Source organism: Ruegeria sp. SAZA006, assembly GCF_059613465.1.
Window position 1 is genome coordinate 254,331 of sequence record NZ_JBXWSO010000003.1, and the last position, 20,439, is coordinate 274,769.

Genomic DNA, 20,439 nt, shown 5'->3' on the forward strand with positions numbered 1-20,439 from the left:
TGCAGTGCAAGCGGGTTGGCGCGCGAAAATGTCGTCAAATTAGCAACACTTGCGTCCCGACCTTCGCCATGGCGTACAGCTCTGCGATGTTCTCGTTGAACAACCCGATGCACCCGTTCGACGACCGGCGGCCAATTTTCCGCGTATCGTGGGTTCCGTGGATCCGGTAATACTTCCAGCTGAGATACAAAGCGTGCGTCCCCAGCGGGTTATCGGGCCCCGGAGGGATGTAATCCGGCCATTCCGGGTTTCTTTTCTTCATCGACGGCGTCGGCGACCAGCTGGGCCCCTCGACCTTGCGGATGACACTCGTGCGACCGCGGCGGGTCAGTTCTTCGGTCAGCGGAACCGACGACGGGTACAGCTTGTAGACGGTCTGGTCTTCCGACCAGTAGTGCAAAGCGCGGGAAACGGTGTCGACCAGAATCGCCCCGTTCCGGGTGTTCGAGAAGTAGGGCTGCCATTGCTGCGCCTTGAAGCCCGACACATTGCGGCGAACGGCCGGTTCAGCCTCGGGTGCAGGGCGCAATGGGTCGCCCGGGATGTATTGGGCGATCGCCGGGCTGGCGAGCAAAGACGATGCGCCTGCGAGGAATCCGCGGCGGGACGAAGAGAAAACGCGTTTCTTGACCATGGTGACAGGTCCTCTGCGAAAGATGTGCAAGAATCCGCTCTATGTTATTGCCAGAATGCTTCAGTCGCAAATCAAACCGGCAGAATCATGCGGGTTCGTGCATTTGAGCCTTTGCTCATGGGCCGCTGGCAGGGTATTGCCAATTGGAAACAAGCAAACCGGACTCATCATGACGCGCATTTTTTCCCTGCTCTTGATTTGCCTTGTCGCACTGGCGGCATGTACCGACGTGAGCGGCACTTCAACCCTTGGTGCGGATGGGCGCCCGCTGCCCAAAGCCTACAAGATCCGGGGCAATCCCGAAAAACTGCAGTTCCGCATGCTTGATTCCGTAAACGCCCTGCGGCAGGCGTCTGGACTGCAGTCGGTGCAGTTGAACGCGCAGCTGAACGCAGCGGCGGCGACACACGCCAAGGACATGTCGCGGCAGAACCGTCCCTGGCATTTCGGCTCGGACGGATCTTCGCCGCTCGACCGGGTGGCCCGTGCCGGTTATGCGGGCCGTTTCCTGGGTGAAGCGATTTCCGAGACCTACGAAACCGAAACCGAAACCCTGGCTGCGTGGATGCAGGAACCGGGTCCGCGATCGGTGATCATGGACCCGCAAGCAACCCAGATGGGGTTTGCATGGCATCAGGAAAACGGCGGGAAGATCTGGTGGACGCTCGAGATGGGAACCGGCGGTTAAGCATGGCCCAGACAAAAAAAGCCCCCGAAAACCGGGGGCTTTTTTCTTTCTAACAGGTCTCAGGCAGCTTGCATGGACTGAGCTGTGGTCAGGATCGCATACAGCTTGACCGGATCCGGGTTGGCCCGAAGCTTCGAGCAGACCGCGCTGTCGCGCAGCGTGCGCGATACGAGCGCCAATGCCTTGAGATGCTCGACACCGGCGTCTTCCGGAGCGAACAACGCAAAGGCCAGATCCACGGGCTGACGGTCGACCGATCCGAAGTCGATGGGCTTTTCCAGCATGACGAACACGCCGGCAACCGAGTCGATCTCGGACAGACGGGCGTGGGGCAGGGCAACACCATGGCCAACGCCGGTCGGCCCGAGGCTTTCCCGCTCCAGCAGGCAGTCTACGATGGTCTGCGGATCAAGTCCGAGTGCGCCCGCGGCGACGTCACCGATTTCCTGAAACAACCGCTTTTTGCTGGACGCTGCAGATAGCACGCGCACCGCTTCGGGCTTCAGTATGCTCGACAAATCCATGTTTTGCTCCACGGCGACGCCCCCAGAATCCGGGATCCGGGGGCCCCGCCCAATTCTTGCCTGTTACGGATCGATCCAGCCGATATTGCCGTCATCCCGGCGATACACGACGTTCAATCCGTCCTTGTTTTCATTCCTGAACACCAGCACCGGGGCGCCGGCCAATTCCATTTGCATGACAGCTTCGCCGACACTCAACGATGGGATCTTGGTTTCCATCTCAGCCACGATGATGGGCTGCAATGAGTCGGGTTCGTCGGCCACGTCCGATTCGTTCGAGGCGAGGATATAAGATGACGCTCCGAAGAGTTCAACCGGCTGAGCCCGTTCACGATGGTGGTCCTTGAGGCGGCGCTTGTAGCGACGCAGTTGTTTCTCCATCTTTTCGCAGCACGCCTCGAATGCCGCATAGATTTCGGTTGCATGTGCCTTGGCCTGGGCTGTCAGGCCCGTGGACATATGTATGGTGGTTTCGCACACATACTCATGCGCTGAACGGGAAAAGACGACGTTGGCATCCGTCGGTCGCTGAGCATATTTGCTCACGACCTCGCCCAATGCGTCCTGCACGTGTGTCTGCAAGGCTGCACCAATGTCGATCTGTTTGCCGCTGATTTGGTAACGCATGTGATCTCCTTCACAATTCACACCCATTATGACGTCACGTCGGGTGACATGCTTGTTTTTATCGGGTGGGGGGTAGAGACATGTTTCGCGGTTGTCCTCGGTAGGGCCCTTCGGAGAAGGGAGATCGAGATCCAGTCTGGAACCGCGAAAATGCCATGTACCAATTGAGCCAAGAGGCGGCAGAAGAGTCAATCAAAACAGGAGTGTATATACGCGAATTCTGTCATGCGCCTGGCGCAATGAAAGCTAAGCCTATGAAATCTTGAAGTTTTCACCCAGGTACACGCGCCGGACATTTTCGTTTTCCACCACCTCGTCGGGCGATCCGGACATCAGCACCTGCCCGTCGTGCAGGATGTAGGCGCGGTCCACAATTTCCAGCGTTTCCCGCACGTTGTGGTCGGTGATCAGCACGCCGATTCCACGCTTCTTCAGATCCGCCACCAGATGCCGGATATCGCCCACGCTGATCGGGTCGACGCCGGCAAATGGCTCGTCCAGCAGCAGGTACTTGGGGTCGGCGGCCAGACAGCGGGCTATCTCGACGCGACGGCGCTCACCGCCCGACAATGCAAGGGCAGGCGCCCGCCGCAAATGCTCGATCGAAAAGTCCGAGAGCAGCTCTTCCAGACGTTCCTTGCGGCGGTGCACATGCTTCACCGCAATGTCGAGCACGGCCGAGATATTGTCCTCGACGCTCAAGCCACGAAAGATCGACATTTCCTGCGGCAGATACCCGATGCCCATGCGCGCCCGGCGATACATCGGCAGCGTGGTCACATTCTGACCGTCCAAAGTGACCGTTCCGGCCTCGGGGAACACCAGCCCGGCAACGGAATAGAACGTGGTCGTCTTGCCCGAGCCGTTCGGCCCTAGCAACGCCACGACCTCGGACCGGTCCAGCGTCATCGATACGTCCCGGATCACGGTCTTTTTGCGATAGGATTTGCGCAGTTTCTGAATCTTCAGACCCTGAGACCCTTCGGCAACGGACAGTTGCGGGCCCGCCATCAATTGCCGCCCTGCTGAAGGATCGTCTTGACCCGTCCCGACATGGTCGCGGTTCCGCTGGTCAGGTTCGCAATCATCTGGTCGCCGCTGATCGTGCTGGGCCCCTGCGTCAGCAGAACGTTGCCCTTCATCACGATCACACCCGAGTCGATGGTGTATTCCGCCCAATCCCCTTCGGCGGCATCCGGCGGGCTGACAAGCACGACGTTTTCCGACGCCTCCATGCGTTCGATCCCCGACCGATCCTGGTTGTAGATCACCAGCACGCGACCGGCGGACAGGCGCATTTCGCCCTGCACGACAATGACGTTGCCAAGAAACTCGGCCGAACCGTCCTCTTGATTGACGTTCAGTGTCTCGGATGTCACTTCGACCGGCAGACTGGGATCGGCCTTCACCGACCCAAAGGCCACCTGCGCTTCCTGCGCGGACGCTGGCACCGAACCCACGGCCAGGGCGAAACAAACGAGGACGAAACGAAAATCAAACACAGTCTATCTTTCGGCTTTTTTCGGCTCATATAACAGCTTAACGCCATCTGTAAAAAGAATATGGACCGGTCCACCGTCTTTTTCAGCGCCGAATGTCATCCGCCCGGCCGAGAAATTGCCGATTGGTCCCGTTCCCTGCACCTGACCTGGCGTATCGCCCCGGATCTCGTCCAATGAAGTATTCAACAGGTCTGTCGTCACCCGGATACCGTCTGTGGTGGTGATCACCACGTCCCCCGTGAAGGTGGCCGTCGCCTTGTCCGGTCGGATCGACCCCGAGTTGGAGTCCAGTGTGATCACCCCACCGTTCAGCAGGCCGAACCGGCCACGGAATTCGGTTGCTCTTGGATCGCTGTCGGCAGTTCCCTGGCTGGCCCGAACTGCCTCGACCTGGACATCTTCGCCCTTGCGGGTGGTCCCCCGATAGTTCGGGCGGGTCACAAGCTGCCCCTCAAGCCGTTCGTCGATATCCTGCTGGGTGAACGGACCCGAGACGTTGGTTTCGATGCTGCGCGACAGCAGGAATACCGTGGACAGCAGCAGAATCGCCGCCAGCGGCAACAGAACCTTCAGGAACTGCACCATTCGGGAATAGCGGTCCACCTGCGCCTCCTGTCAGCCCAGCCCGACGCGCAGGCAATCGTGAATATGCAGAAGGCCCTGCGCCAATCCCGGCTGTTCGGGGTCGACCACGAACAACGAGGTGATCTTGCGCGCGTTCATGATCGCCACGGCTTCTTCGGCCAGCGACTCCGGTGCGATCGTGGTCGGATTGCGGGTCATGACCTGTGCGGCTGTATTGTCCAGCAGCCCCTCCATGTGGCGCCGCAGGTCGCCGTCGGTGATGATACCGGCAAGTTTGCCATCCGCGTCCGTCACCCCGACCACGCCAAAGCCTTTCTGGCTGATCTCGATCAACGCGTCGCTCATCGGTGTATCGGCAGAAACCAGCGGCACCGCATCGCCACTGTGCATCAGATCGCGTACGGCGCTCAGCTGCGCGCCCAGTTTGCCGCCCGGATGGAAGGCGCGGAAATCCTCTGGTTTGAAGTCGCGATATTTCATCAGCGCAATCGCCAGCGCATCACCCATGGCCAGCGTCAGCGTGGTCGAGATCGACGGCACCATCCCATAGCCGCAGGCCTCGCCCAGAGAGGGGATCAGCAAATGCACGTCCGCCTGTTTCATCAACGAGCTTTCGGGCTTGCTGGACAGGCCGATCAAAGGGATGCCGAACCGCCGGGTAAAGGCCAGTAGATTGGCCAGTTCCGGTGCTTCGCCCGAATTTGAGATCGCCAGAACCACGTCTCCTTTCGACACCATCCCCAGATCGCCGTGGCTGGCCTCGGCCGGATGAACGAAATAGGCCGGCGTGCCGGTGCTGGCCAGGGTTGCCGCGATCTTGTGACCGATGTGTCCCGACTTGCCGATCCCGCTGATGATGATCCGCCCTGTGGCCTGCAGGATCAGCTGAACGGCTTCGGCAAACCGGTCGTCAAGGCTGTCGGCCAAAACATCCAACGCCCGGGCTTCGTCGGTGATTACCTGACGGGCAACCTTCAGAAAGGATTCATTGTCTGTCATGAGTGCGCAAAAATATCCGTTTCAGGCCATCCGGCCAGATCCAGTCTGGCACGCATCGGCAGGAAGTCAAAACAGGCCTGCGCCATTTCGGTGCGCCCTTCACGCTCCAGCCGCGCGTTCAAGGCATCACGCAGACGGTGCAGATACAGGACGTCGGAGGCCGCATAATCCAGTTGGGCCTCGGTCAGGGTCTCGGCACCCCAGTCGCTCATTTGTTGCTGTTTCGAGATATCGACGCCCAGCAACTCCTGACACAGGTTCTTGAGACCATGACGATCGGTATAGGTGCGCACAAGGCGGCTGGCGATCTTGGTGCAATACACCGGAGCGGCCAGCGCCCCGAAGGCATGATACATCGCGGCAATGTCGAACCGCCCGAAATGAAACAGCTTCAGCACATCCGGGTTTCCCAGCATGGCACTCAGGTTCGGCGCCGAGGTTTGGCCCTTTTCGACCTGCACGATATGGCAATCGCCGTCACCCCCGGACATCTGAATCACGCACAGGCGATCCCGGTGCGGGTTGAGACCCATGGTCTCACAATCAATGGCCACGATCGGGCCCAGATCCAGCCCATCGGGCAGGTCGTTCTTGTACAGATGGTTCGCCACACGTGCTTCCTTCGTTCGGTATCGTCCCCGAAATAGGGTGTTTGGCCTGCAAACTCAACGCCATCCGGACCGATGCCGCGATTGATCTCCGGTAGGCTTGATGCATCCCCGTGGGGGGGATAGGGTTAATACATGAACCTTCACAAGCATTCAACACACCCGCAGATCATCGCGCGCCTGAAACGCGCACATGGGCATCTGGCCAAGGTCATCGCCATGCTGGACGACCAAGAGCCCTGTCCGGATATCGCTCAGCAGCTTTTCGCCGTGGAAAAGGCGATCACGAATGCCAAGCGGACACTGATCCATGATCATGTCGACCATTGCCTGGCTTCGGGCGACGCCGACTCGGTCGACGCCTTCAAGACCATCACCAAGTACCTGTGATGCTGAGCGTTCTGCAAAACCGGGTCTATCGTCACCTGCTTGCGGCGCAAATCGTGGCCTTGACGGGCACAGGTCTTGCCACGGTGGCCCTGGGGCTTCTGGCCTACGATCTGGCCGGAAGCTCTGCGGCCCTGGTTCTGGGTACGGCACTGACGATAAAGATGGTTGCCTATGTTACGGTCGCGCCGGTGGCGGCGGCCTTTGCGGAACGGCTAAACCGGCGAAAACTCCTTGTGACGCTGGACCTCGTCCGCGCCGCAGTGGCGCTGTGCCTGCCGTTCGTGACCGACATCTGGCAGGTCTACGTTCTGATCTTCGTTCTGCAATCTGCCTCGGCCGGGTTCACCCCGGCGTTTCAGGCCACGATACCGGATGTCCTGACCGACCAGCAGGACTATACCAAGGCGCTGTCGCTGTCGCGCCTGGCCTATGATCTGGAAAGTCTGGTGAGCCCGATGCTGGCCGCGTTCCTGCTGATCTTCGTCAGCTTCGACAACCTGTTTCTGGGGACAAGCCTCGGCTTTGTCGCCTCGGCCTTGTTGGTCATGTCGGTTGCCCTTCCCTCACCCACGCCCGTCCGGCCGCGCGGGATCTTCGACCGCACGACCCGCGGTCTGCGGATCTATCTGGCCACACCACGCCTGCGGGGATTGCTGGCTTTGAGCTGGAGCGCCGCAGCACTCAGCGCGATGGTCTTGGTCAATACCGTCGTCATCGTGCGTGCAAGCCTGGGGCTGTCCGATAGTGCCGTAGCCATCGCGCTGGCCGGATTCGGCAGCGGGTCAATGCTGGCGGCATTTGCCTTGCCGGCGGTATTGCGGCGGTTCGAGGACCGCAAAGTGATGCTGACGGGTGCGACGATTGCCACAGCGGCCTTGGCGTTTGCTGCAATCCTGTCTGCAGCTGTACCCATGAGCCTTGCCGGGCTGTCCGCAATCTGGGCACTGGTCGGCTTCGGATACTCGGCAACCCTGACCCCGTCGGGGCGCCTGCTGACCCGATCGGCCCACGCCGAAGACCGTCCGGCCGTCTTCGCCGCCCAGTTCACCCTGTCGCATGCCTGCTGGTTGGTTCTCTACCCGCTGGCCGGATGGGTCATGACAGCGTTCGGTGCGACCGTAGCAATGGCTTTGTTGACCGTTCTGTCGCTGTGCGGTCTGGTCGGAGCCCTGTTGGCATGGCCTCGCGCCGAGCCGGGAGCGGTCATCCACCAGCATCCGGACCTGCCGATCGACCATCCGCACCTGTCCGGATCAGCAGAGCACGCCCACCCGATCATCATCGACGATCTTCACCCCCGTTACCCGCATCAGCCTTGAGCGCAGGCGCCAAACTGGCATACACCCGAACCATCCCTTCGGAAGACGGAGCATCGATGGACCAGCTTGATCGCCGCATCATTGCCGCGCTGCAACACAACGCGCGCGCCTCGACCACCCATATCGCGGCAACGCTCGGGGTGGCGCGGACTACGGTGCATGAACGTATCAGCCGGATGGAGAGAAACGGTGTGATCGCCGGATATTCAGTGATCCTGCGTCAGGCCGAGGACACGCCCAAGGTCCAGGTCGTTGTCCTGCTGGAGGTACAGCAGAAAGAAACCGCCCGCATCATCAAGCGGCTCGAAGCCTATCCAGAGGTCAAGCTGTGCCTGTCGATCAATGGAGAATTCGATCTATTGCTGTCCGCCGAAGCGCCGCGGATCGAGGATCTGGACATTCTGGTTGATGAGCTTGCGGCGATCCCGGGGGTGCTGCGGACCAACACCAGCGTTGTGTTCGGTCGCCGCATCGATCGGGGCTGAGGTCCCGATAACCCTCTGTAAACCCAAAACTGGCTAGCTTGGCCCGGACACAAGAATCCCCGGACCGGCAGAATGCCAGAGCTTAAGTTTTTCATCTCGATCGCCGTTTGGCTAACCGCCGCCGCGCCTGCCGCCCTGGCATGGTCGGATGGCCACGCGACTGATGTCTGCGACCGGGCCGCGCGCCGGGCGGCAATGGCCGAAGGTGTACCGCAGGATATCCTGTTGGCCGTCACCCGAACCGAGACCGGGCGCACGATGAAGGGCCGCCTGACACCCTGGCCCTGGACCGTCAATGTCGAGGGCAAAGGGTACTGGTTCGCCACCGAAACCGAGGCCAAGGCCTTTGTCTTCGACGTGTTCAAAGCGGGTGCCCGCAGTTTTGATATTGGCTGTTTCCAGATCAACTACCGCTGGCATGGCAAAGCCTTCCGGTCCATAGACGCTATGTTTGATCCGGACCAGAACGCCGCCTACGCGGCGCAGTTCCTGAAGACGCTCCATGCCGAACAGGGTTCGTGGGGGCATGCGGTTGGCGCCTATCACTCGCGTACGCCGGGCCTTGCACAGGCTTATACGGACCGGTTTGAAACCATCCTGGCCAATCTCGACGGCGTACCGTCGGCGCAACCGGGACACACGGGGCGCGATCCGTTTTCACGAGCGGCCGCGCCTTTGATCCCGCCCGGTCGTGGCCGAACCGGGCCGGGCCGCTTGGGCTCATTGGTTCCCGCCTCGGCCGCTGCCGCTGCCTTCATCGCGTTCGATCAGGAGTGACGCGTGCCAAAGCTTGACGCCCGATCCCTGTTTTCACCCACCGTTCTACTGGCGTTGGCCTTGATGACGGTGATCGTCATGATGATCCTGCCAATGCCATCCTGGGTACTGGACATTGGCCTTGCGGCCTCGTTCGCACTGGCCATCCTGATTTTCACCCTGACCCTGTTCATCGAGCGACCGTTGGATTTCTCGTCCTTTCCAACGATCCTGCTGGCTTCGCTGATGCTGCGCCTGTCGCTCAACGTGTCGTCGACCAAGCTGATCATCGGGCAGGGTCATACCGGGCCGAACGCGGCCGGTGACGTCATCGAGGGCTTTGCCCAATTCGTCATGAGCGGCAGCATCTTCCTGGGCCTCGTGGTATTCGGTGTGCTGCTGATCGTGAACTTCATGGTGATCACCAAAGGTGCGGCGCGCATGGCCGAAGTCGGGGCCCGCTTTGCCCTTGACGGAATGCCGGGCAAACAGCTTGCCATCGACAGCGACATGTCTGCCGGCGCCATCGACCATCAGCAAGCAAAGGAACGGCGCGAGCTTGAGCAACAGGAAACCACCTTTTTCGGGTCGCTGGACGGGGCATCCAAATTCGTCAAGGGCGATGCAATTGCAGGGCTGCTGATTACCCTGCTCAACCTGGTGATGGGGTTGATCATGGGGGTGATCGTGCACAGTATGCCGGTCGCCTCGGCGTTTGAAACCTATGCGATCCTGACTGTTGGTGACGGGTTGGTCACGCAGATACCGGCTGTCATCATCTCCATCGCATCCGCCCTGTTGCTGGCCCGCGGTGGCACGCAGGGTGCAACCGACACCGCCTTGTTCTCGCAACTGGGGCGGCATCCGGCTGCGCTGGCAACCGTTGCGATCCTGATGGTGCTGTTTGCGCTGGTGCCCGGGTTGCCTTTTCTGCCGTTCATTCTCGGTGGCGTGATCCTGGGCTATGCGGCCTTCGTTGTTCACAGAAAGCAATCAGCTGCCACAGAGGCGGCACAGATGCCGGCTTCGGACGCCGAGCCCAAGGCATCACAAGGCATCGGAGACGTCCTTGACCTCGACGACGTTCACCTCGAATTTGCCCCGGATCTGGTCAGCATGGTGTTGAACCCCGGCACCGGATTGGACGCCCGGATCGCCAACATGCGGACCTACGTGGCGTCGAGCTTTGGATTGATCCTGCCGGAGATCCGACTGACAGACCGGGCCGACTTGCCGACGGGCACTTACGTCATTCGTGTTCAGGGCGTCGAACAGGCCCGGGGGGTGCTTCACCCCGACCTGATCCTGGCGCTGGTGCAGGACGGGCTGGACCTGTTGCCGGAAGGCAATGACGTCACCGAACCCGTCTACGGCGCGCCCGCCCGGTGGATCCTGCCCAAGGATCAAGAGGCCGCCGCGCTGAGCGGCGCAACCATCGTCACCCCGCCCGAGATTCTGGCCACCCATCTGCTGGAAATCATCAAGCAGAACTTCCCGCGCCTGCTGACCCTTAAATCCCTGCGTCGGCTCCTGTCCGAGATGACCCGCCTCAGCGACCCGGTCCGGGCCGAGGCGAACCGAAAGCTGCTGGACGAGCTGATCCCCGACAAAGTTCCGATTGACACCCTGCATGCGGTTTTGAGGCTGCTGCTCGAAGAACGGGTTTCGATCCGCAACATGGCGCTGATCCTTGAAAGCGTGGCCGAGGCGCGGATGACCACGACACAGCCTGAGGCGATCTGCGAGATCGTGCGCCAGCGACTGGGCTTCCAGTTGGTGGCGGACCTGAAGCGCGGCGACGGCTCGATCCCCCTGATCCAGCTGGCGCCGGAATGGGAGGAGACCTTCTCCACCTACCAGATCGACACTCCGAATGCTGGATTGGATGTGGCGCTGCCTCCCAATCTGTTCAACAAATTGGCCGATGGAATCGTCACGACGATAACACGCAGCGCGGATCAGGGCGTGTTCCCGGCGTTGGTAACCTCGACGCGGCGGCGCAGGTTGCTGCGTACTATCATACACGCGCGGGGAATTTCGAATCCTGTCCTGTCGTTCGAGGAAATCGGGCTCGAAGCGCGGCCGGCCTTGGTTGGAACGGTGCCGGCGTGATTGGGCTGCCGCCGGACTTGCTGGCTCAGCTGGGGGGCGGTCTGTGGTCCTCGTTTGCGGTTTTTCTCAGGGTTTCAGCGCTGGTTTCCCTGCTGCCAGCTTTCGGAGAGCGCAGCATTCCAACCCGCGTAAAGCTGGGGGTCGCAATGGCATTCACGCTGGTCGTCGCGCCGTCGGTTTCCATTGCCGTGCCCAACGGGGGCCTGATGCCGCTGGTTCAATTGGTACTGACCGAAATCCTGATCGGCCTGACCCTCGGGATCGGACTTCGGCTACTTGTGCTCGCCCTGCAAACCGCCGGATCGATGGCCGCGCAAGCCACGTCGTTGTCGCAGATCCTGGGTGGCGCGGCTGCCGATCCGGCCCCGGCGATGGGACATTTTTTGACCCTGTCCGGGTTGGCCCTTGCCACACTGATGGGCGTTCACATCCGGGCGGCCCAATTCCTGATCGACAGCTATTCACTATTCCCGGTGGGTGCCGCCCCGACGGCGACCGATCTGTCCCGTTGGGGGGTGTCGCAGGTATCGCGCAGCTTTGCATTGGCCTTTGGACTGGCCATGCCGTTTGTCATTGCATCATTGATCTACAACCTGGCCCTTGGTGTCATCAACCGGGCCATGCCTCAACTGATGGTCGCCTTTGTAGGCGCGCCGGCGATCACCTTTGCCGGATTGTTCCTTTTGTTCGCGGGAACGCCGATCATCCTTGCGGTCTGGTCTGACGTCCTGTTCCAGTACTTGCTTGATCCGATCGGAGCCCCGGAATGAGCGGTTCGGACGACGACACCGACAAGTCCTTCGAGGCGACACCGCAGAAACTGCAGAAGGCTCGGGAGAAGGGTGAGGTCGTCAAATCAAATGACCTGTCCGCCGTTGCCGCCTATTCCGGCCTGACAATCGCTCTTTTGGCGGTCGGGCAGTTTTCGACCGAACATTTGGGATCATCCCTGATGGTCCTGATTGATCAGGCCCCGGAACTTTCACTGTTGTTGGCGTCTGGCAGCGCGGCTGCGCCCGTCGGCGGGCTGATGAAAAAGGTTGCCGTTTCCGCAGGCATTCTGTTGGCGGTTCCAGCGGCGCTTGTCTTGTTGAATTTGCTGGCGCAGCGCGCCCTGGTGTTTGCCCCAAGCAAGCTGACGCCGAAGATGTCACGCATTTCGATCCCATCCAATGCCAAGAACAAGTTCGGCCGTGCCGGGCTTTTTGAGTTCTTCAAAAGCTTCATCAAGCTGGTGATCTACGGCATATGCCTTGCCGTGTTTTTGAAATCCAACCTGGCGGACATCCTGACCGCTGCAGCCAGCCCCGTACGAGCCTCCATCCCGCTGATGATGAACCTTCTGTTTCGGTTCCTGTTCATCGTCGTCGCCGTCACGCTGGCCATCGGGGTCATCGACTACCTGTGGCAGTATTCCGAGCACATGCGCAAAAATCGAATGTCGCGCAAAGAACTGCAGGACGAGACGAAAGACTCGGAAGGCGATCCGCATGTCAAACAGCAAAGACGCCAGCGCGCGCAAGAAATTGCGACCAACCAGATGATGGCCGAGGTGCCAAAGGCCGATGTGGTCATCGTCAATCCCACCCATTTTGCGGTGGCATTGAAATGGACCCGAGCTCGTGGAACCGCACCCGTCTGCGTCGCAAAGGGCGTTGACGAAGTTGCCGCGACAATCCGCCGAACGGCGATGGAGTCAGGAGTTCCGATTCACTCGGATCCGCCGACGGCGCGGGCCCTGCATGCGACCGTCGAGATCGGAAAGGAGATAACGGAAGACCTGTATCGCCCGGTCGCTGCGGCCATCCGATTTGCCGAAGCCATGCGAAAACGCGCGAAGGGAGCGGTCGGATGACGCGCGCGAAGCTAAGGGATCTAGCGGCGGTCACGGCGGCTTCTTTCGAACGAGAGTTTCAGAAACTGAAACCGATACTTGAGGCCGAAAGCCGCATTCAGGCACAGATCAGCGCGCTGAACGCTCAGGTCGCCCAAACGGCGTCGGACGCCGCGCAAACCCCTGGGTACCAGATCGCCGGCGCGGACGTCTTGTGGCACGGGTGGGAGTCCAGAACCCGGCGTGACCTCAACACTGAATTGGCTCGGGTCAGATCCCGGAAACTGGCAATGATGGAGGACCTTCGCCGAGCATTCGGCCGCAAGCAAGCGGTTGAGTCGTTGCAGCGCGATCAAGAAACCGCGCTGCGAATTGCACGCGCCAGGAAACTGATAAACCAGTAAAACGAAAGCCGAAGCCCGCCCTCTGGCGTTAGGTGTCCTGGCGGCTTACGCTCATGATCAAAACACGGGACACGTCATCGCCAAGGTCCTTTCGGGCAACCTCCAACAGAGACTTTCGCAGCACCTCGAGATTGTCCGATTGCGTGAATTCGCCGTCGAACCCACCAATATTCGCGTGATCAAACAGAACTTGAAGAAACCCGTCCCGCAGTTTCGGTTCGATTTCGTAGAACTCCTCCGAGATGCCCGGCCGGGTTTCCAGGCTCAGCGACATGGTCACAAGAGCAGAGATTTCGTTTTTTTCGACGACCGGAACGACGAACTGTTTGGTCAACTTGAGATACTCATAGGGACCGGCCTTGCCGGATGTCTCACTGTGGCCGGAGGTTTTATTCGCCTTGTCTGTTGTCTCCTCGGCGTGGCGCTCCGGCGCTTTGGCATCGGCCTCGGTATCCGCTGATCCCGGTGTCAAAAAAAGCCCAGCCGCAGCACCGGCCCCGAGGCCTGCAACCGAAAAGAGAACGGGGAGCAGTTTCTTCATCATTTGAACACCTTAGAACGGCAACAGCGCGTCCAGCACCTGTTGCCCGTATCGTGGCTGCTGAACATCCGTGATCTGGCCGCGGCCGCCATAGGACACCCGTGCAGACGCGATCTTGTCATAGGTAATCTCGTTCTGGCGCGAGATGTCCTGCGGACGCACATAACCAGACACCAGCAACTCGCGAAGTTCGAAATTCACCCTCAGTTCCTGTGTTCCTGAAATCGACAGGACGCCGTTCGGCAGGACATCGATCACTGTTGCGGCGACGCGCAGCGTCAGCTTTTCCTTGCGTTTCACCGACCCCTTGCCCTTGCTGACCGACGCGGAATCGATCGAAACCGCCTCGTCCAGTGACGCACCATCTGGCAGGTGCTTCGCTGCGCGCTGGGGTAATCCCAAGAGGCCGGGAACCTTGAGATCTTCCGAGCTGCCGCGCGACCGGTTTGTATCGTTCGAGATTTCGGCCTTTTCATCCAGCTCGATCACGACAGTCAGAATATCGCCCTTCTTGATGGCGCGCTGATCGCCCAGCAGAGACTGCTGACCCCCACTCCACAGAGACGCGCGGTCCACCGCGCGCTGGGATTGAGTGTGCAACGGCAAACCCGGCCACAACATCGCCACGTGTTCCGGAGTTTCCGTAGTTGGCGACAGGCTGGGCGGTTTGCCCAAATGGTCCAAACGCCCGCAGGCGGAAAGGGACAGGATGGCCAGCAACAGGGATCTGGACAGTTTCATGATCAAAATACCTCGATTTGGCCGTCGGGACGGATTTTTCCGGTTACCGTCGTTCGTGACGACAGGTTCATGACGCGGATGCGATCTCCGGCGGCTCCGCGGCCCAGCGCACGCCCTTCGACCGCGATGGACAGTCCACCTTTCACGAAGACAAGCGTCACCAGATCGTTTCGATCGACCAGAGCGGGAGGGCCGACACTTGCCTTCAGAATTGGCCGACCGGGATACAAAGCGGTTTTGGCTTCCTTCCCGATCAGGTCTGCAGGATCATTTACCGCGCCGGGCGCCTCACCGGATTTCACCTGAAGATCAGCGGATTCAATTATCTCCTTGGCCCGGATCGTTCTGGTCGGCACGACTATGTCAGCGAAGGCGGCAACCGGAAGAAGCCACAGGGATATGAAGCCCACGACCCGCATCAGCGTACCTGTGTCGTCGCGCCCATCATCTGGTCGACGGCCGAAATCACCTTGGCATTCATTTCATAGCCGCGCTGCGCCTCGATCAGATCCGTCACCTCACGTACCGCATCAACCGAGCTGTCTTCCAAATAGCCTTGACGCAGCATTCCGAGCCCGTCCTCGCCTGGGGTGCCCACGATCGGAGCGCCTGAAGCCTCGGTTTCCTTGAACAGATTGCTGCCGATGGCCTCGAGGCCCTTGGCATTGGAAAAGCTGGCCAGCGTTAATTCCCCCAGCAGTTGCCCTTCCGCGGTGTCGTCAAAGTAGGCGTAGACCTCGCCGGACGCGTTGATGGAAATCGACCGCGCGTCGTCCGGGATAGTGATTTCGGGGGCGACCGCAAACCCGTCCGACGTGACGATGAGGCCTTCGGCCGATCGCTTCAGACTGCCGTCACGGGTATAGGCCGACTGACCGTTTGGCAGCACCACCTCGAGATACCCGCGCCCTTCGATCGCAATGTCCAGGTCACTGCCCGTCGCGGACAACGCGCCTTGGGCCAACTCGACGGTCACGGCTGCAGGACGAACACCCAGACCAAGCTGTATTCCCGTCGGCAGGACAGTCCCGTCCGCGGCGTTCACCGTGCCGGCGCGAGCCATCTGCCGATAGTGCAGATCCGCAAATTCAGCCCGCCGGGCGTTGTAGCCCGTGGTCGACATGTTCGCCAGGTTGTTCGAGATCGTCTCGACCCGCATTTGTTGCGCCGCCATTCCGGTCGCGGCAATTTTCAGGGCTCGCATTTCGGTTTCTCCTGCAGTTTCAGATCAGCGCATCAGGGTCTTCACGGCGCCGCGGACCCTTTCATCTTCGGCGTCCAGAAAACTCTGCCCAAGCTCGTAGGCACGCTGGATTTCGATCAGCCGGGCCACCTGGCCGATGGCATTGACGTTCGAACCCTCCAGAAACCAGTTGAGAACCACCGGCCGCTCGACCGGCTCGACCTCGCCTTCCGGATTGAACAGGGTGCTGCCTTCCCGCACCAACTCGGTGCCTTCCGCGGGCTGAACCACCCCGATCTGCCCCAAAGCCTGTCCATTCACGCTGAGCGTCCCGTCGCCGCCCACATCAATGGTTGCTGCGTCCGGTGGAATGAAGACTGGGGCCCCGTTGCTGTCCAGTACGCGGTGCCCATCCATCGTAACCAGATCGCCATTGGCGTCCGGTGAAAAGCTTCCCGCCCGGGTCAGACGGTTGCCGGACGGAGTTTCAACCAAGAAAAATCCACTGCCTTCGATTGCAAAATCGAATTGCCCACCGGTTTCCGTCAGCACGCCTTGCGTAAAAGACGTGTTGCGCGCCTGAGCGCGGCTCATGGACAGAGAGGGGCTGCCGGGAAGGTCCCGCACAAACTCGGAAAACACCAAACCCTGCTGCCGGTAACCCGTCGTGTGCGCATTGGCGATATTGTTCGCGACCAGACGCATTTCGTTCATCAGCCCGGTTTGACGGGACAAGGTGACGTAGGCTGTATCCATCAGCGGCCTCCTGCAATCAGCGGAACCAGTGTCGAGGTGAAGAATGTGACCAGCGTCTGGGTCATGAACCCCATCGAGACCCAGAACACGATAACAATGGCCACCAACTTGGGAACGAAGGTCAGGGTCATCTCTTGGATGGACGTCAGGGCCTGGAACAAGCCCACGGCCAAACCCGTGACCAGCGCAACCGTCAGAATCGGAACTGATGTGATTACGGCAATCCACAGGGCCTGACGCACGACGTCATAGAACAGACCTTCGCTGAGCATCGTTCAGACCGGCATCCGCAGAATTTCCTGGTAGGCCTCAACGACCTTGTTGCGCACGACAACCGCTGTTTCGACAGCAAGTTCGGTCTGGGCCAGTGCCTGCACGAGGGCATGTGGGTCGGCCTGGCCAATCATGGCGGCATTGGCGACCTCTTCGCTGTGTTTCAGGGTTGCCGCAAAGTCCTGAAAGGTTGTGCGCAGCCCTTGTGCCGCGTCACTTGATTCCGGATCCGGTTGGGTGGCCGGGCGGGCATGCGCATAGCTCTGAGCCGCGGTGATCGATCGGATATCCATTCTGGCTTTCCTTTATTTTCTCAACAATTCCATGAGGCTGGCCGACATTTGTCGGGTCTGGTCGAACATCTTGAGGTTTGCTTCGTAACTGCGTTGCGCTTCACGCGCGTCGGCGATCTCGACCATCAGATCGACATTGGACCCTGCGTAATACCCGCTGGCATCCGCCATCGGGTGACTGGGATCATAGATCCGGGGCAACGCCCGCCGGTCCAGCCTGACCCGACCGGCCTGAACCAATTCAGTGCCGTCTTTTTGCACCGTCTCGAAAGGAACCGATTTGCGCCGGTAACCCGGAGTATCCGCGTTCGAGATGTTTTCCGAAACATGGCGCAGGCGCGCGGCTTCCGCCCGCAGCGCGCTGGCGGTGACGGCCAGGGATTTGGAGAAATCGCTCATGACGGCCTCCTCACGCCTTGCCCAGACCGGTGCGCAGGATCCCGATCGAAGATTTGTAGATGGCCAGCGCGCGGTCATGCTGTCGCTTGACCTCGACCGCATTCAGCATTTCTTCTTCAAGCGAAACACCATTGCCATTGGGATCGACGGCGCCGCCGCGCATATGTTCGGCCCAAGTCATGCCGCCCGGCCCGACACCGTTCAGATGACCTTCGCGGGTCGCGCTCATTGCGCTGGTGGCACTGGATTTTTCAAAGGCTTCCGCGAAAGGCTCAATATCGCGAGCCCGGTAGCCGGGCGTATCCGCATTGGCCATGTTGCGCGAGATGACGGCCTGCCGTTGTCCGGCATGGGTTGCCAGGGCGTACGCAACTTTAAAGACGTTCAGGTCCGAGAACATCGGGGCTTCTCCCTCGATCAATTTCAATCAAGGCTTAACCCCGATTCCTTTAGAAACCGTTTTCAGAAACCAATTGGAGCCGACGCCATGTCCGACCTCGATCCCTCGATTCTGAAGTGCCAGTTCGAACGGCTTTCTCCGGTGCGGCATATAGGTCTGGTCGCGGGTGTTTCCGGTGGGGTGATCGAAGTCGAAGGGCTGGCGGAACAAGCGCGCATCGGCGACCATCTGATTTTGCAGCGACGCCACGACCAACCGTTGGCTGGCGAAGTGCTGCAGGTCGAGGCCGGCGCTGTTCACATGCTGCCTGGCACAGCCCCTGACGGCGTGCGCTTGGGAGACCGGGTCTATCTTGAGCCGACTCCGGTTTTTGCACCCGGTTTGCATTGGCTTGGTCGCGTGGTCGATCCGTTCGGCAAACCGCTAGACGGCAAACCGCTTCTGCCCGGGGCGCAGGCCCGCAACGTCATGTCCGCGCCACCCCGGGCCGTCGACCGCAAACCGCTGGGAGACCGTATGCCCACCGGGTTGGCGATTTTGAACACCCTGCTTCCGATCGTCCAGGGGCAGCGTGTCGGTCTCTTTGCGGGGTCGGGTGTGGGAAAATCAAGTTTGCTGGCAACGCTGGCCAGATCCATGCAAGCCGATGCCGTGGTCGTCGCGCTGGTAGGCGAACGCGGGCGCGAGGTGAATGAATTCGTCGAGACCGCGTTGGGCGCCGAAGGTCTGAGGCGCTCGATCGTGGTCGCGGCCACGTCCGACCAATCAGCACTGGCCCGCCGGCGCTGCGCCTGGTCTGCGATGGCAGCGGCCGAGTTTCTGCGGGATCAGGGTCTGAGCGTTCTGTTCCTATGCGACTCGGTCACCCGGTTCGCCGAGGCGCATCGCGAGATCGCCGTAGCCATGGGTGAGGCCCCGTCCCTGCGGGGCTTTCCACCTTCGGTTACACCGATGATCGCCGGCCTTTGTGAACGCGCCGGTCCGGGAACCGCCGATCAGGGCGACATAACCGCCGTGTTCAGTGTTCTGGTCGCGGGTTCGGACATGGATGAACCGGTGGCCGACATCCTGCGCGGCGTTCTTGACGGGCATATCGTGTTAAGCCGCGAGATCGCCGAGCGAGGGCGCTTTCCAGCCATCGCGCTCAGCCGGTCGGTCTCGCGCTCTTTACCGGCTGCGGCGACACCCGAGGAAAACAAGCTGATCGCTGAAGCCCGCCGGTTGGTCGGGAGCTACGAGCAGTCCGAAGTGATGATCAAGGCGGGTCTGTACACGCCGGGCACTGACCCCCTCCTGGATCAGGCGGTTCGCATCCATGACGAGCTTGACGGCTTTTTCGGCAAACTCGATCCGGACGGAATCCAAAACAGTTTCAACCGCCTTTCGGTCATCCTGCGTCGGGCCAGCGCCGGGATGACCCAATGAGCGGGTCGGGAAAGGTCTGAACAGTTTTAGATATTAAGCCTCCCTTAATCCCCGCACTGCTAATCCAATGGGTGGGTGAAAAAGGGTGGTTTAGATGGGTGCGCAATCAAATGCGGCGCCGATCATCATCAAGAAGAAGCGCGTTTCGGGTGGCGATGGCCATCACGGCGGCGCCTGGAAGGTCGCTTATGCGGACTTCGTGACGGCCATGATGGCGTTCTTCATGTTGATGTGGCTGCTGAACGCAACGACCGAAAAGCAACGCAAGGGTTTGGCGGACTACTTCTCTCCGACAATTCCGATCAATCCCGTTTCCGGCGGGGGCGACGGGGCCTTTGGGGGCGACAATATGTTCTCGGAGAAAACCATGGTGATGGACGGCTCGGGAGCGACGAACAAGAACCCGACCGAGGCCAAACGCGCACGGGGATCGACCGGTGTGGATGCCGATGGCGGCGGGCGCGGCGCGTTCGAAGACTTTTCGTCGCTCGAGGCGCGACTGCTGGGGCGGTCCGGCGAAAGCATGGTGTCCAAAAAGGCCCTGAAGCATATTGTCACTCGGGTGACGGACGAGGGACTGATCGTCGAACTGTTCGATACCGAAGATGAGCCGCTGTTCGAGGGAGGTTCCGATTCTCCAACCCAGATGATGCGTGCACTGGTTCTGCTGGTTGCACGTTCATCGGACATGGTGACGAATTCCATCTCGGTCGAGGGTCACGTTCATTCCTCTCCGGTGGTTCTGGCCCGAAATCCGTCGTGGGATCTGTCGACTTCGCGCGCACAGGTGGTACGGCAGATGCTTCAGGACAAGGGGGTCGGCGCCAAACGGCTTGAACGGATCACGGGTCATGCCGATCGCAAGCTGGCGGTGGAAAACCCGATGGCGGCCCGCAACAACCGGATCGAGATCGTGTTTCTGCGCAATCCCTGAGATCGGAAGATATCTGGCATTTTACTT

The 20,439-nt window shown here is 60.4% G+C and carries 28 protein-coding genes; 11 read left to right on the top strand and 17 right to left on the bottom strand.

Translation table 11 applies throughout. The features are described 5' to 3' along the window. Window positions 1-34: 34 nt before the first annotated feature. Window positions 35-634: a L,D-transpeptidase gene (locus AC2FNZ_RS02210; RefSeq protein WP_093963635.1), complete on the bottom strand. Its 600-nt coding sequence runs from the start codon at window positions 632-634 to the stop codon at window positions 35-37. Between the two features lie 169 nt (window positions 635-803). Between AC2FNZ_RS02210 and dalA the strand changes: the two genes are divergently transcribed. Next, window positions 804-1,322, top strand: a complete 519-nt coding sequence (dalA, locus tag AC2FNZ_RS02215) for a divisome-associated lipoprotein DalA (RefSeq protein WP_093963636.1) — start codon at window positions 804-806, stop codon at window positions 1,320-1,322. Between the two features lie 59 nt (window positions 1,323-1,381). Here the strand turns inward: dalA and ptsN are convergent, their stop codons facing one another. The 7 genes from ptsN to AC2FNZ_RS02250 all read right to left on the bottom strand — a co-directional run bounded on the left by ptsN (window position 1,382) and on the right by AC2FNZ_RS02250 (window position 6,170). Beyond that, a complete protein-coding gene (gene ptsN / locus AC2FNZ_RS02220; protein ID WP_093963782.1) occupies window positions 1,382-1,846 on the bottom strand; it encodes a PTS IIA-like nitrogen regulatory protein PtsN in 465 nt (154 codons plus the stop codon). 63 nt (window positions 1,847-1,909) lie between these two features. After that, window positions 1,910-2,473: a ribosome hibernation-promoting factor, HPF/YfiA family gene (gene hpf / locus AC2FNZ_RS02225; protein WP_170342438.1), complete on the bottom strand. Its 564-nt coding sequence runs from the start codon at window positions 2,471-2,473 to the stop codon at window positions 1,910-1,912. Between the two features lie 252 nt (window positions 2,474-2,725). Beyond that, window positions 2,726-3,484 carry an LPS export ABC transporter ATP-binding protein gene (gene lptB, locus AC2FNZ_RS02230; RefSeq protein WP_093963638.1) on the bottom strand — a complete coding sequence of 253 codons (759 nt, stop codon included), beginning with the start codon at window positions 3,482-3,484 and terminating at the stop codon, window positions 2,726-2,728. Further along, a complete protein-coding gene (locus AC2FNZ_RS02235) occupies window positions 3,484-3,975 on the bottom strand; it encodes an LptA/OstA family protein (protein WP_170343140.1) in 492 nt (163 codons plus the stop codon). The genes lptB and AC2FNZ_RS02235 overlap by 1 nt, the downstream gene beginning before the upstream one ends. Before the next feature lie 3 nt (window positions 3,976-3,978). Beyond that, window positions 3,979-4,578, bottom strand: coding sequence for an LPS export ABC transporter periplasmic protein LptC (gene lptC, locus AC2FNZ_RS02240; protein WP_170359908.1), 600 nt, complete (start codon window positions 4,576-4,578; stop codon window positions 3,979-3,981). A gap of 12 nt (window positions 4,579-4,590) precedes the next feature. Continuing rightward, window positions 4,591-5,559 carry a KpsF/GutQ family sugar-phosphate isomerase gene (locus AC2FNZ_RS02245; RefSeq protein WP_170372450.1) on the bottom strand — a complete coding sequence of 323 codons (969 nt, stop codon included), beginning with the start codon at window positions 5,557-5,559 and terminating at the stop codon, window positions 4,591-4,593. Further along, window positions 5,556-6,170: a ribonuclease D gene (locus AC2FNZ_RS02250; protein WP_496839388.1), complete on the bottom strand. Its 615-nt coding sequence runs from the start codon at window positions 6,168-6,170 to the stop codon at window positions 5,556-5,558. The genes AC2FNZ_RS02245 and AC2FNZ_RS02250 overlap by 4 nt, the downstream gene beginning before the upstream one ends. A 132-nt stretch (window positions 6,171-6,302) precedes the next feature. Between AC2FNZ_RS02250 and AC2FNZ_RS02255 the strand changes: the two genes are divergently transcribed. The 8 genes from AC2FNZ_RS02255 to AC2FNZ_RS02290 all read left to right on the top strand — a co-directional run bounded on the left by AC2FNZ_RS02255 (window position 6,303) and on the right by AC2FNZ_RS02290 (window position 13,467). Then, complete coding sequence (locus AC2FNZ_RS02255) at window positions 6,303-6,557, top strand: metal-sensing transcriptional repressor (protein ID WP_496839389.1); 255 nt, start codon at window positions 6,303-6,305, stop codon at window positions 6,555-6,557. After that, the gene (locus AC2FNZ_RS02260; protein ID WP_496839390.1) at window positions 6,557-7,876 is read left to right on the top strand and encodes an MFS transporter; all 1,320 of its coding nucleotides are present in this window, start codon (window positions 6,557-6,559) and stop codon (window positions 7,874-7,876) included. The genes AC2FNZ_RS02255 and AC2FNZ_RS02260 overlap by 1 nt, the downstream gene beginning before the upstream one ends. A 56-nt stretch (window positions 7,877-7,932) precedes the next feature. Next, on the top strand, window positions 7,933-8,361 hold the full coding sequence (locus AC2FNZ_RS02265) for an Lrp/AsnC family transcriptional regulator (RefSeq protein WP_093963783.1): 429 nt from the start codon (window positions 7,933-7,935) through the stop codon (window positions 8,359-8,361). A gap of 72 nt (window positions 8,362-8,433) precedes the next feature. Then, window positions 8,434-9,138, top strand: coding sequence for a transglycosylase SLT domain-containing protein (locus AC2FNZ_RS02270; protein WP_496839391.1), 705 nt, complete (start codon window positions 8,434-8,436; stop codon window positions 9,136-9,138). A gap of 63 nt (window positions 9,139-9,201) precedes the next feature. Beyond that, window positions 9,202-11,229 (top strand): flagellar biosynthesis protein FlhA, encoded by a 2,028-nt coding sequence (gene flhA / locus AC2FNZ_RS02275; RefSeq protein WP_496839451.1) that lies wholly within the window; start codon window positions 9,202-9,204, stop codon window positions 11,227-11,229. Next, window positions 11,226-11,999 carry a flagellar biosynthetic protein FliR gene (locus AC2FNZ_RS02280; protein WP_496839393.1) on the top strand — a complete coding sequence of 258 codons (774 nt, stop codon included), beginning with the start codon at window positions 11,226-11,228 and terminating at the stop codon, window positions 11,997-11,999. Before flhA ends, AC2FNZ_RS02280 begins: the two co-directional genes overlap by 4 nt. Then, window positions 11,996-13,084, top strand: coding sequence for a flagellar type III secretion system protein FlhB (flhB, locus tag AC2FNZ_RS02285; RefSeq protein ID WP_496839394.1), 1,089 nt, complete (start codon window positions 11,996-11,998; stop codon window positions 13,082-13,084). The genes AC2FNZ_RS02280 and flhB overlap by 4 nt, the downstream gene beginning before the upstream one ends. Next, entirely contained in the window at window positions 13,081-13,467 is a 387-nt protein-coding gene (locus tag AC2FNZ_RS02290) for a hypothetical protein (protein ID WP_093963649.1), read from the top strand. The genes flhB and AC2FNZ_RS02290 overlap by 4 nt, the downstream gene beginning before the upstream one ends. 28 nt (window positions 13,468-13,495) lie before the next feature. Here the strand turns inward: AC2FNZ_RS02290 and AC2FNZ_RS02295 are convergent, their stop codons facing one another. Genes AC2FNZ_RS02295 through AC2FNZ_RS02335 form a run of 9 tightly spaced genes read right to left on the bottom strand, consistent with a single transcriptional unit; the run spans window position 13,496 to window position 18,053 of the window. Next, entirely contained in the window at window positions 13,496-14,008 is a 513-nt protein-coding gene (locus tag AC2FNZ_RS02295; protein WP_496839395.1) for a flagellar basal body-associated FliL family protein, read from the bottom strand. Between the two features lie 12 nt (window positions 14,009-14,020). Beyond that, window positions 14,021-14,749: a flagellar basal body L-ring protein FlgH gene (gene flgH, locus AC2FNZ_RS02300; RefSeq protein ID WP_170369927.1), complete on the bottom strand. Its 729-nt coding sequence runs from the start codon at window positions 14,747-14,749 to the stop codon at window positions 14,021-14,023. 2 nt (window positions 14,750-14,751) lie between these two features. After that, window positions 14,752-15,168 carry a flagellar basal body P-ring formation chaperone FlgA gene (flgA, locus tag AC2FNZ_RS02305; RefSeq protein WP_170369929.1) on the bottom strand — a complete coding sequence of 139 codons (417 nt, stop codon included), beginning with the start codon at window positions 15,166-15,168 and terminating at the stop codon, window positions 14,752-14,754. Continuing rightward, entirely contained in the window at window positions 15,168-15,953 is a 786-nt protein-coding gene (gene flgG, locus AC2FNZ_RS02310; RefSeq protein WP_496839396.1) for a flagellar basal-body rod protein FlgG, read from the bottom strand. The genes flgA and flgG overlap by 1 nt, the downstream gene beginning before the upstream one ends. Window positions 15,954-15,977: 24 nt before the next feature. Then, complete coding sequence (locus tag AC2FNZ_RS02315; RefSeq protein WP_496839397.1) at window positions 15,978-16,688, bottom strand: flagellar hook-basal body complex protein; 711 nt, start codon at window positions 16,686-16,688, stop codon at window positions 15,978-15,980. Then, window positions 16,688-16,960, bottom strand: a complete 273-nt coding sequence (locus AC2FNZ_RS02320) for a flagellar biosynthetic protein FliQ (protein ID WP_093963653.1) — start codon at window positions 16,958-16,960, stop codon at window positions 16,688-16,690. The genes AC2FNZ_RS02315 and AC2FNZ_RS02320 overlap by 1 nt, the downstream gene beginning before the upstream one ends. A 3-nt stretch (window positions 16,961-16,963) precedes the next feature. Beyond that, the gene (gene fliE / locus AC2FNZ_RS02325; protein ID WP_170407017.1) at window positions 16,964-17,254 is read right to left on the bottom strand and encodes a flagellar hook-basal body complex protein FliE; all 291 of its coding nucleotides are present in this window, start codon (window positions 17,252-17,254) and stop codon (window positions 16,964-16,966) included. Window positions 17,255-17,266: 12 nt separating this feature from the next. Then, the gene (gene flgC, locus AC2FNZ_RS02330; protein WP_480633932.1) at window positions 17,267-17,653 is read right to left on the bottom strand and encodes a flagellar basal body rod protein FlgC; all 387 of its coding nucleotides are present in this window, start codon (window positions 17,651-17,653) and stop codon (window positions 17,267-17,269) included. 10 nt (window positions 17,654-17,663) lie between these two features. Beyond that, window positions 17,664-18,053: a FlgB family protein gene (locus AC2FNZ_RS02335; protein ID WP_170359880.1), complete on the bottom strand. Its 390-nt coding sequence runs from the start codon at window positions 18,051-18,053 to the stop codon at window positions 17,664-17,666. A gap of 87 nt (window positions 18,054-18,140) precedes the next feature. On the opposite strand from AC2FNZ_RS02335, the gene AC2FNZ_RS02340 reads away from it, so the two are divergent. Together AC2FNZ_RS02340 and AC2FNZ_RS02345 are read left to right on the top strand one after the other, a co-directional pair. Continuing rightward, entirely contained in the window at window positions 18,141-19,478 is a 1,338-nt protein-coding gene (locus AC2FNZ_RS02340; RefSeq protein WP_496839398.1) for a FliI/YscN family ATPase, read from the top strand. A 94-nt stretch (window positions 19,479-19,572) separates the two neighbouring features. Beyond that, window positions 19,573-20,412 (top strand): OmpA/MotB family protein, encoded by an 840-nt coding sequence (locus AC2FNZ_RS02345; RefSeq protein WP_170583021.1) that lies wholly within the window; start codon window positions 19,573-19,575, stop codon window positions 20,410-20,412. Window positions 20,413-20,439: the final 27 nt, after the last annotated feature.

Coding starts and splice junctions, on each gene's coding strand:
- AC2FNZ_RS02210 (WP_093963635.1), bottom strand. CDS start 634: ATGGTCAAGAAACGCGTTTTCTCTTCGTCCCGCCGCGGATTCCTCGCA.
- dalA (WP_093963636.1), top strand. CDS start 804: ATGACGCGCATTTTTTCCCTGCTCTTGATTTGCCTTGTCGCACTGGCG.
- ptsN (WP_093963782.1), bottom strand. CDS start 1,846: ATGGATTTGTCGAGCATACTGAAGCCCGAAGCGGTGCGCGTGCTATCT.
- hpf (WP_170342438.1), bottom strand. CDS start 2,473: ATGCGTTACCAAATCAGCGGCAAACAGATCGACATTGGTGCAGCCTTG.
- lptB (WP_093963638.1), bottom strand. CDS start 3,484: ATGGCGGGCCCGCAACTGTCCGTTGCCGAAGGGTCTCAGGGTCTGAAG.
- AC2FNZ_RS02245 (WP_170372450.1), bottom strand. CDS start 5,559: ATGACAGACAATGAATCCTTTCTGAAGGTTGCCCGTCAGGTAATCACC.
- AC2FNZ_RS02255 (WP_496839389.1), top strand. CDS start 6,303: ATGAACCTTCACAAGCATTCAACACACCCGCAGATCATCGCGCGCCTG.
- AC2FNZ_RS02260 (WP_496839390.1), top strand. CDS start 6,557: ATGCTGAGCGTTCTGCAAAACCGGGTCTATCGTCACCTGCTTGCGGCG.
- AC2FNZ_RS02265 (WP_093963783.1), top strand. CDS start 7,933: ATGGACCAGCTTGATCGCCGCATCATTGCCGCGCTGCAACACAACGCG.
- AC2FNZ_RS02270 (WP_496839391.1), top strand. CDS start 8,434: ATGCCAGAGCTTAAGTTTTTCATCTCGATCGCCGTTTGGCTAACCGCC.
- flhA (WP_496839451.1), top strand. CDS start 9,202: ATGACGGTGATCGTCATGATGATCCTGCCAATGCCATCCTGGGTACTG.
- flhB (WP_496839394.1), top strand. CDS start 11,996: ATGAGCGGTTCGGACGACGACACCGACAAGTCCTTCGAGGCGACACCG.
- AC2FNZ_RS02290 (WP_093963649.1), top strand. CDS start 13,081: ATGACGCGCGCGAAGCTAAGGGATCTAGCGGCGGTCACGGCGGCTTCT.
- AC2FNZ_RS02295 (WP_496839395.1), bottom strand. CDS start 14,008: ATGAAGAAACTGCTCCCCGTTCTCTTTTCGGTTGCAGGCCTCGGGGCC.
- flgH (WP_170369927.1), bottom strand. CDS start 14,749: ATGAAACTGTCCAGATCCCTGTTGCTGGCCATCCTGTCCCTTTCCGCC.
- flgA (WP_170369929.1), bottom strand. CDS start 15,168: ATGCGGGTCGTGGGCTTCATATCCCTGTGGCTTCTTCCGGTTGCCGCC.
- flgG (WP_496839396.1), bottom strand. CDS start 15,953: ATGCGAGCCCTGAAAATTGCCGCGACCGGAATGGCGGCGCAACAAATG.
- AC2FNZ_RS02315 (WP_496839397.1), bottom strand. CDS start 16,688: ATGGATACAGCCTACGTCACCTTGTCCCGTCAAACCGGGCTGATGAAC.
- AC2FNZ_RS02320 (WP_093963653.1), bottom strand. CDS start 16,960: ATGCTCAGCGAAGGTCTGTTCTATGACGTCGTGCGTCAGGCCCTGTGG.
- fliE (WP_170407017.1), bottom strand. CDS start 17,254: ATGGATATCCGATCGATCACCGCGGCTCAGAGCTATGCGCATGCCCGC.
- flgC (WP_480633932.1), bottom strand. CDS start 17,653: ATGAGCGATTTCTCCAAATCCCTGGCCGTCACCGCCAGCGCGCTGCGG.
- AC2FNZ_RS02335 (WP_170359880.1), bottom strand. CDS start 18,053: ATGTTCTCGGACCTGAACGTCTTTAAAGTTGCGTACGCCCTGGCAACC.
- AC2FNZ_RS02340 (WP_496839398.1), top strand. CDS start 18,141: ATGTCCGACCTCGATCCCTCGATTCTGAAGTGCCAGTTCGAACGGCTT.
- AC2FNZ_RS02345 (WP_170583021.1), top strand. CDS start 19,573: ATGGGTGCGCAATCAAATGCGGCGCCGATCATCATCAAGAAGAAGCGC.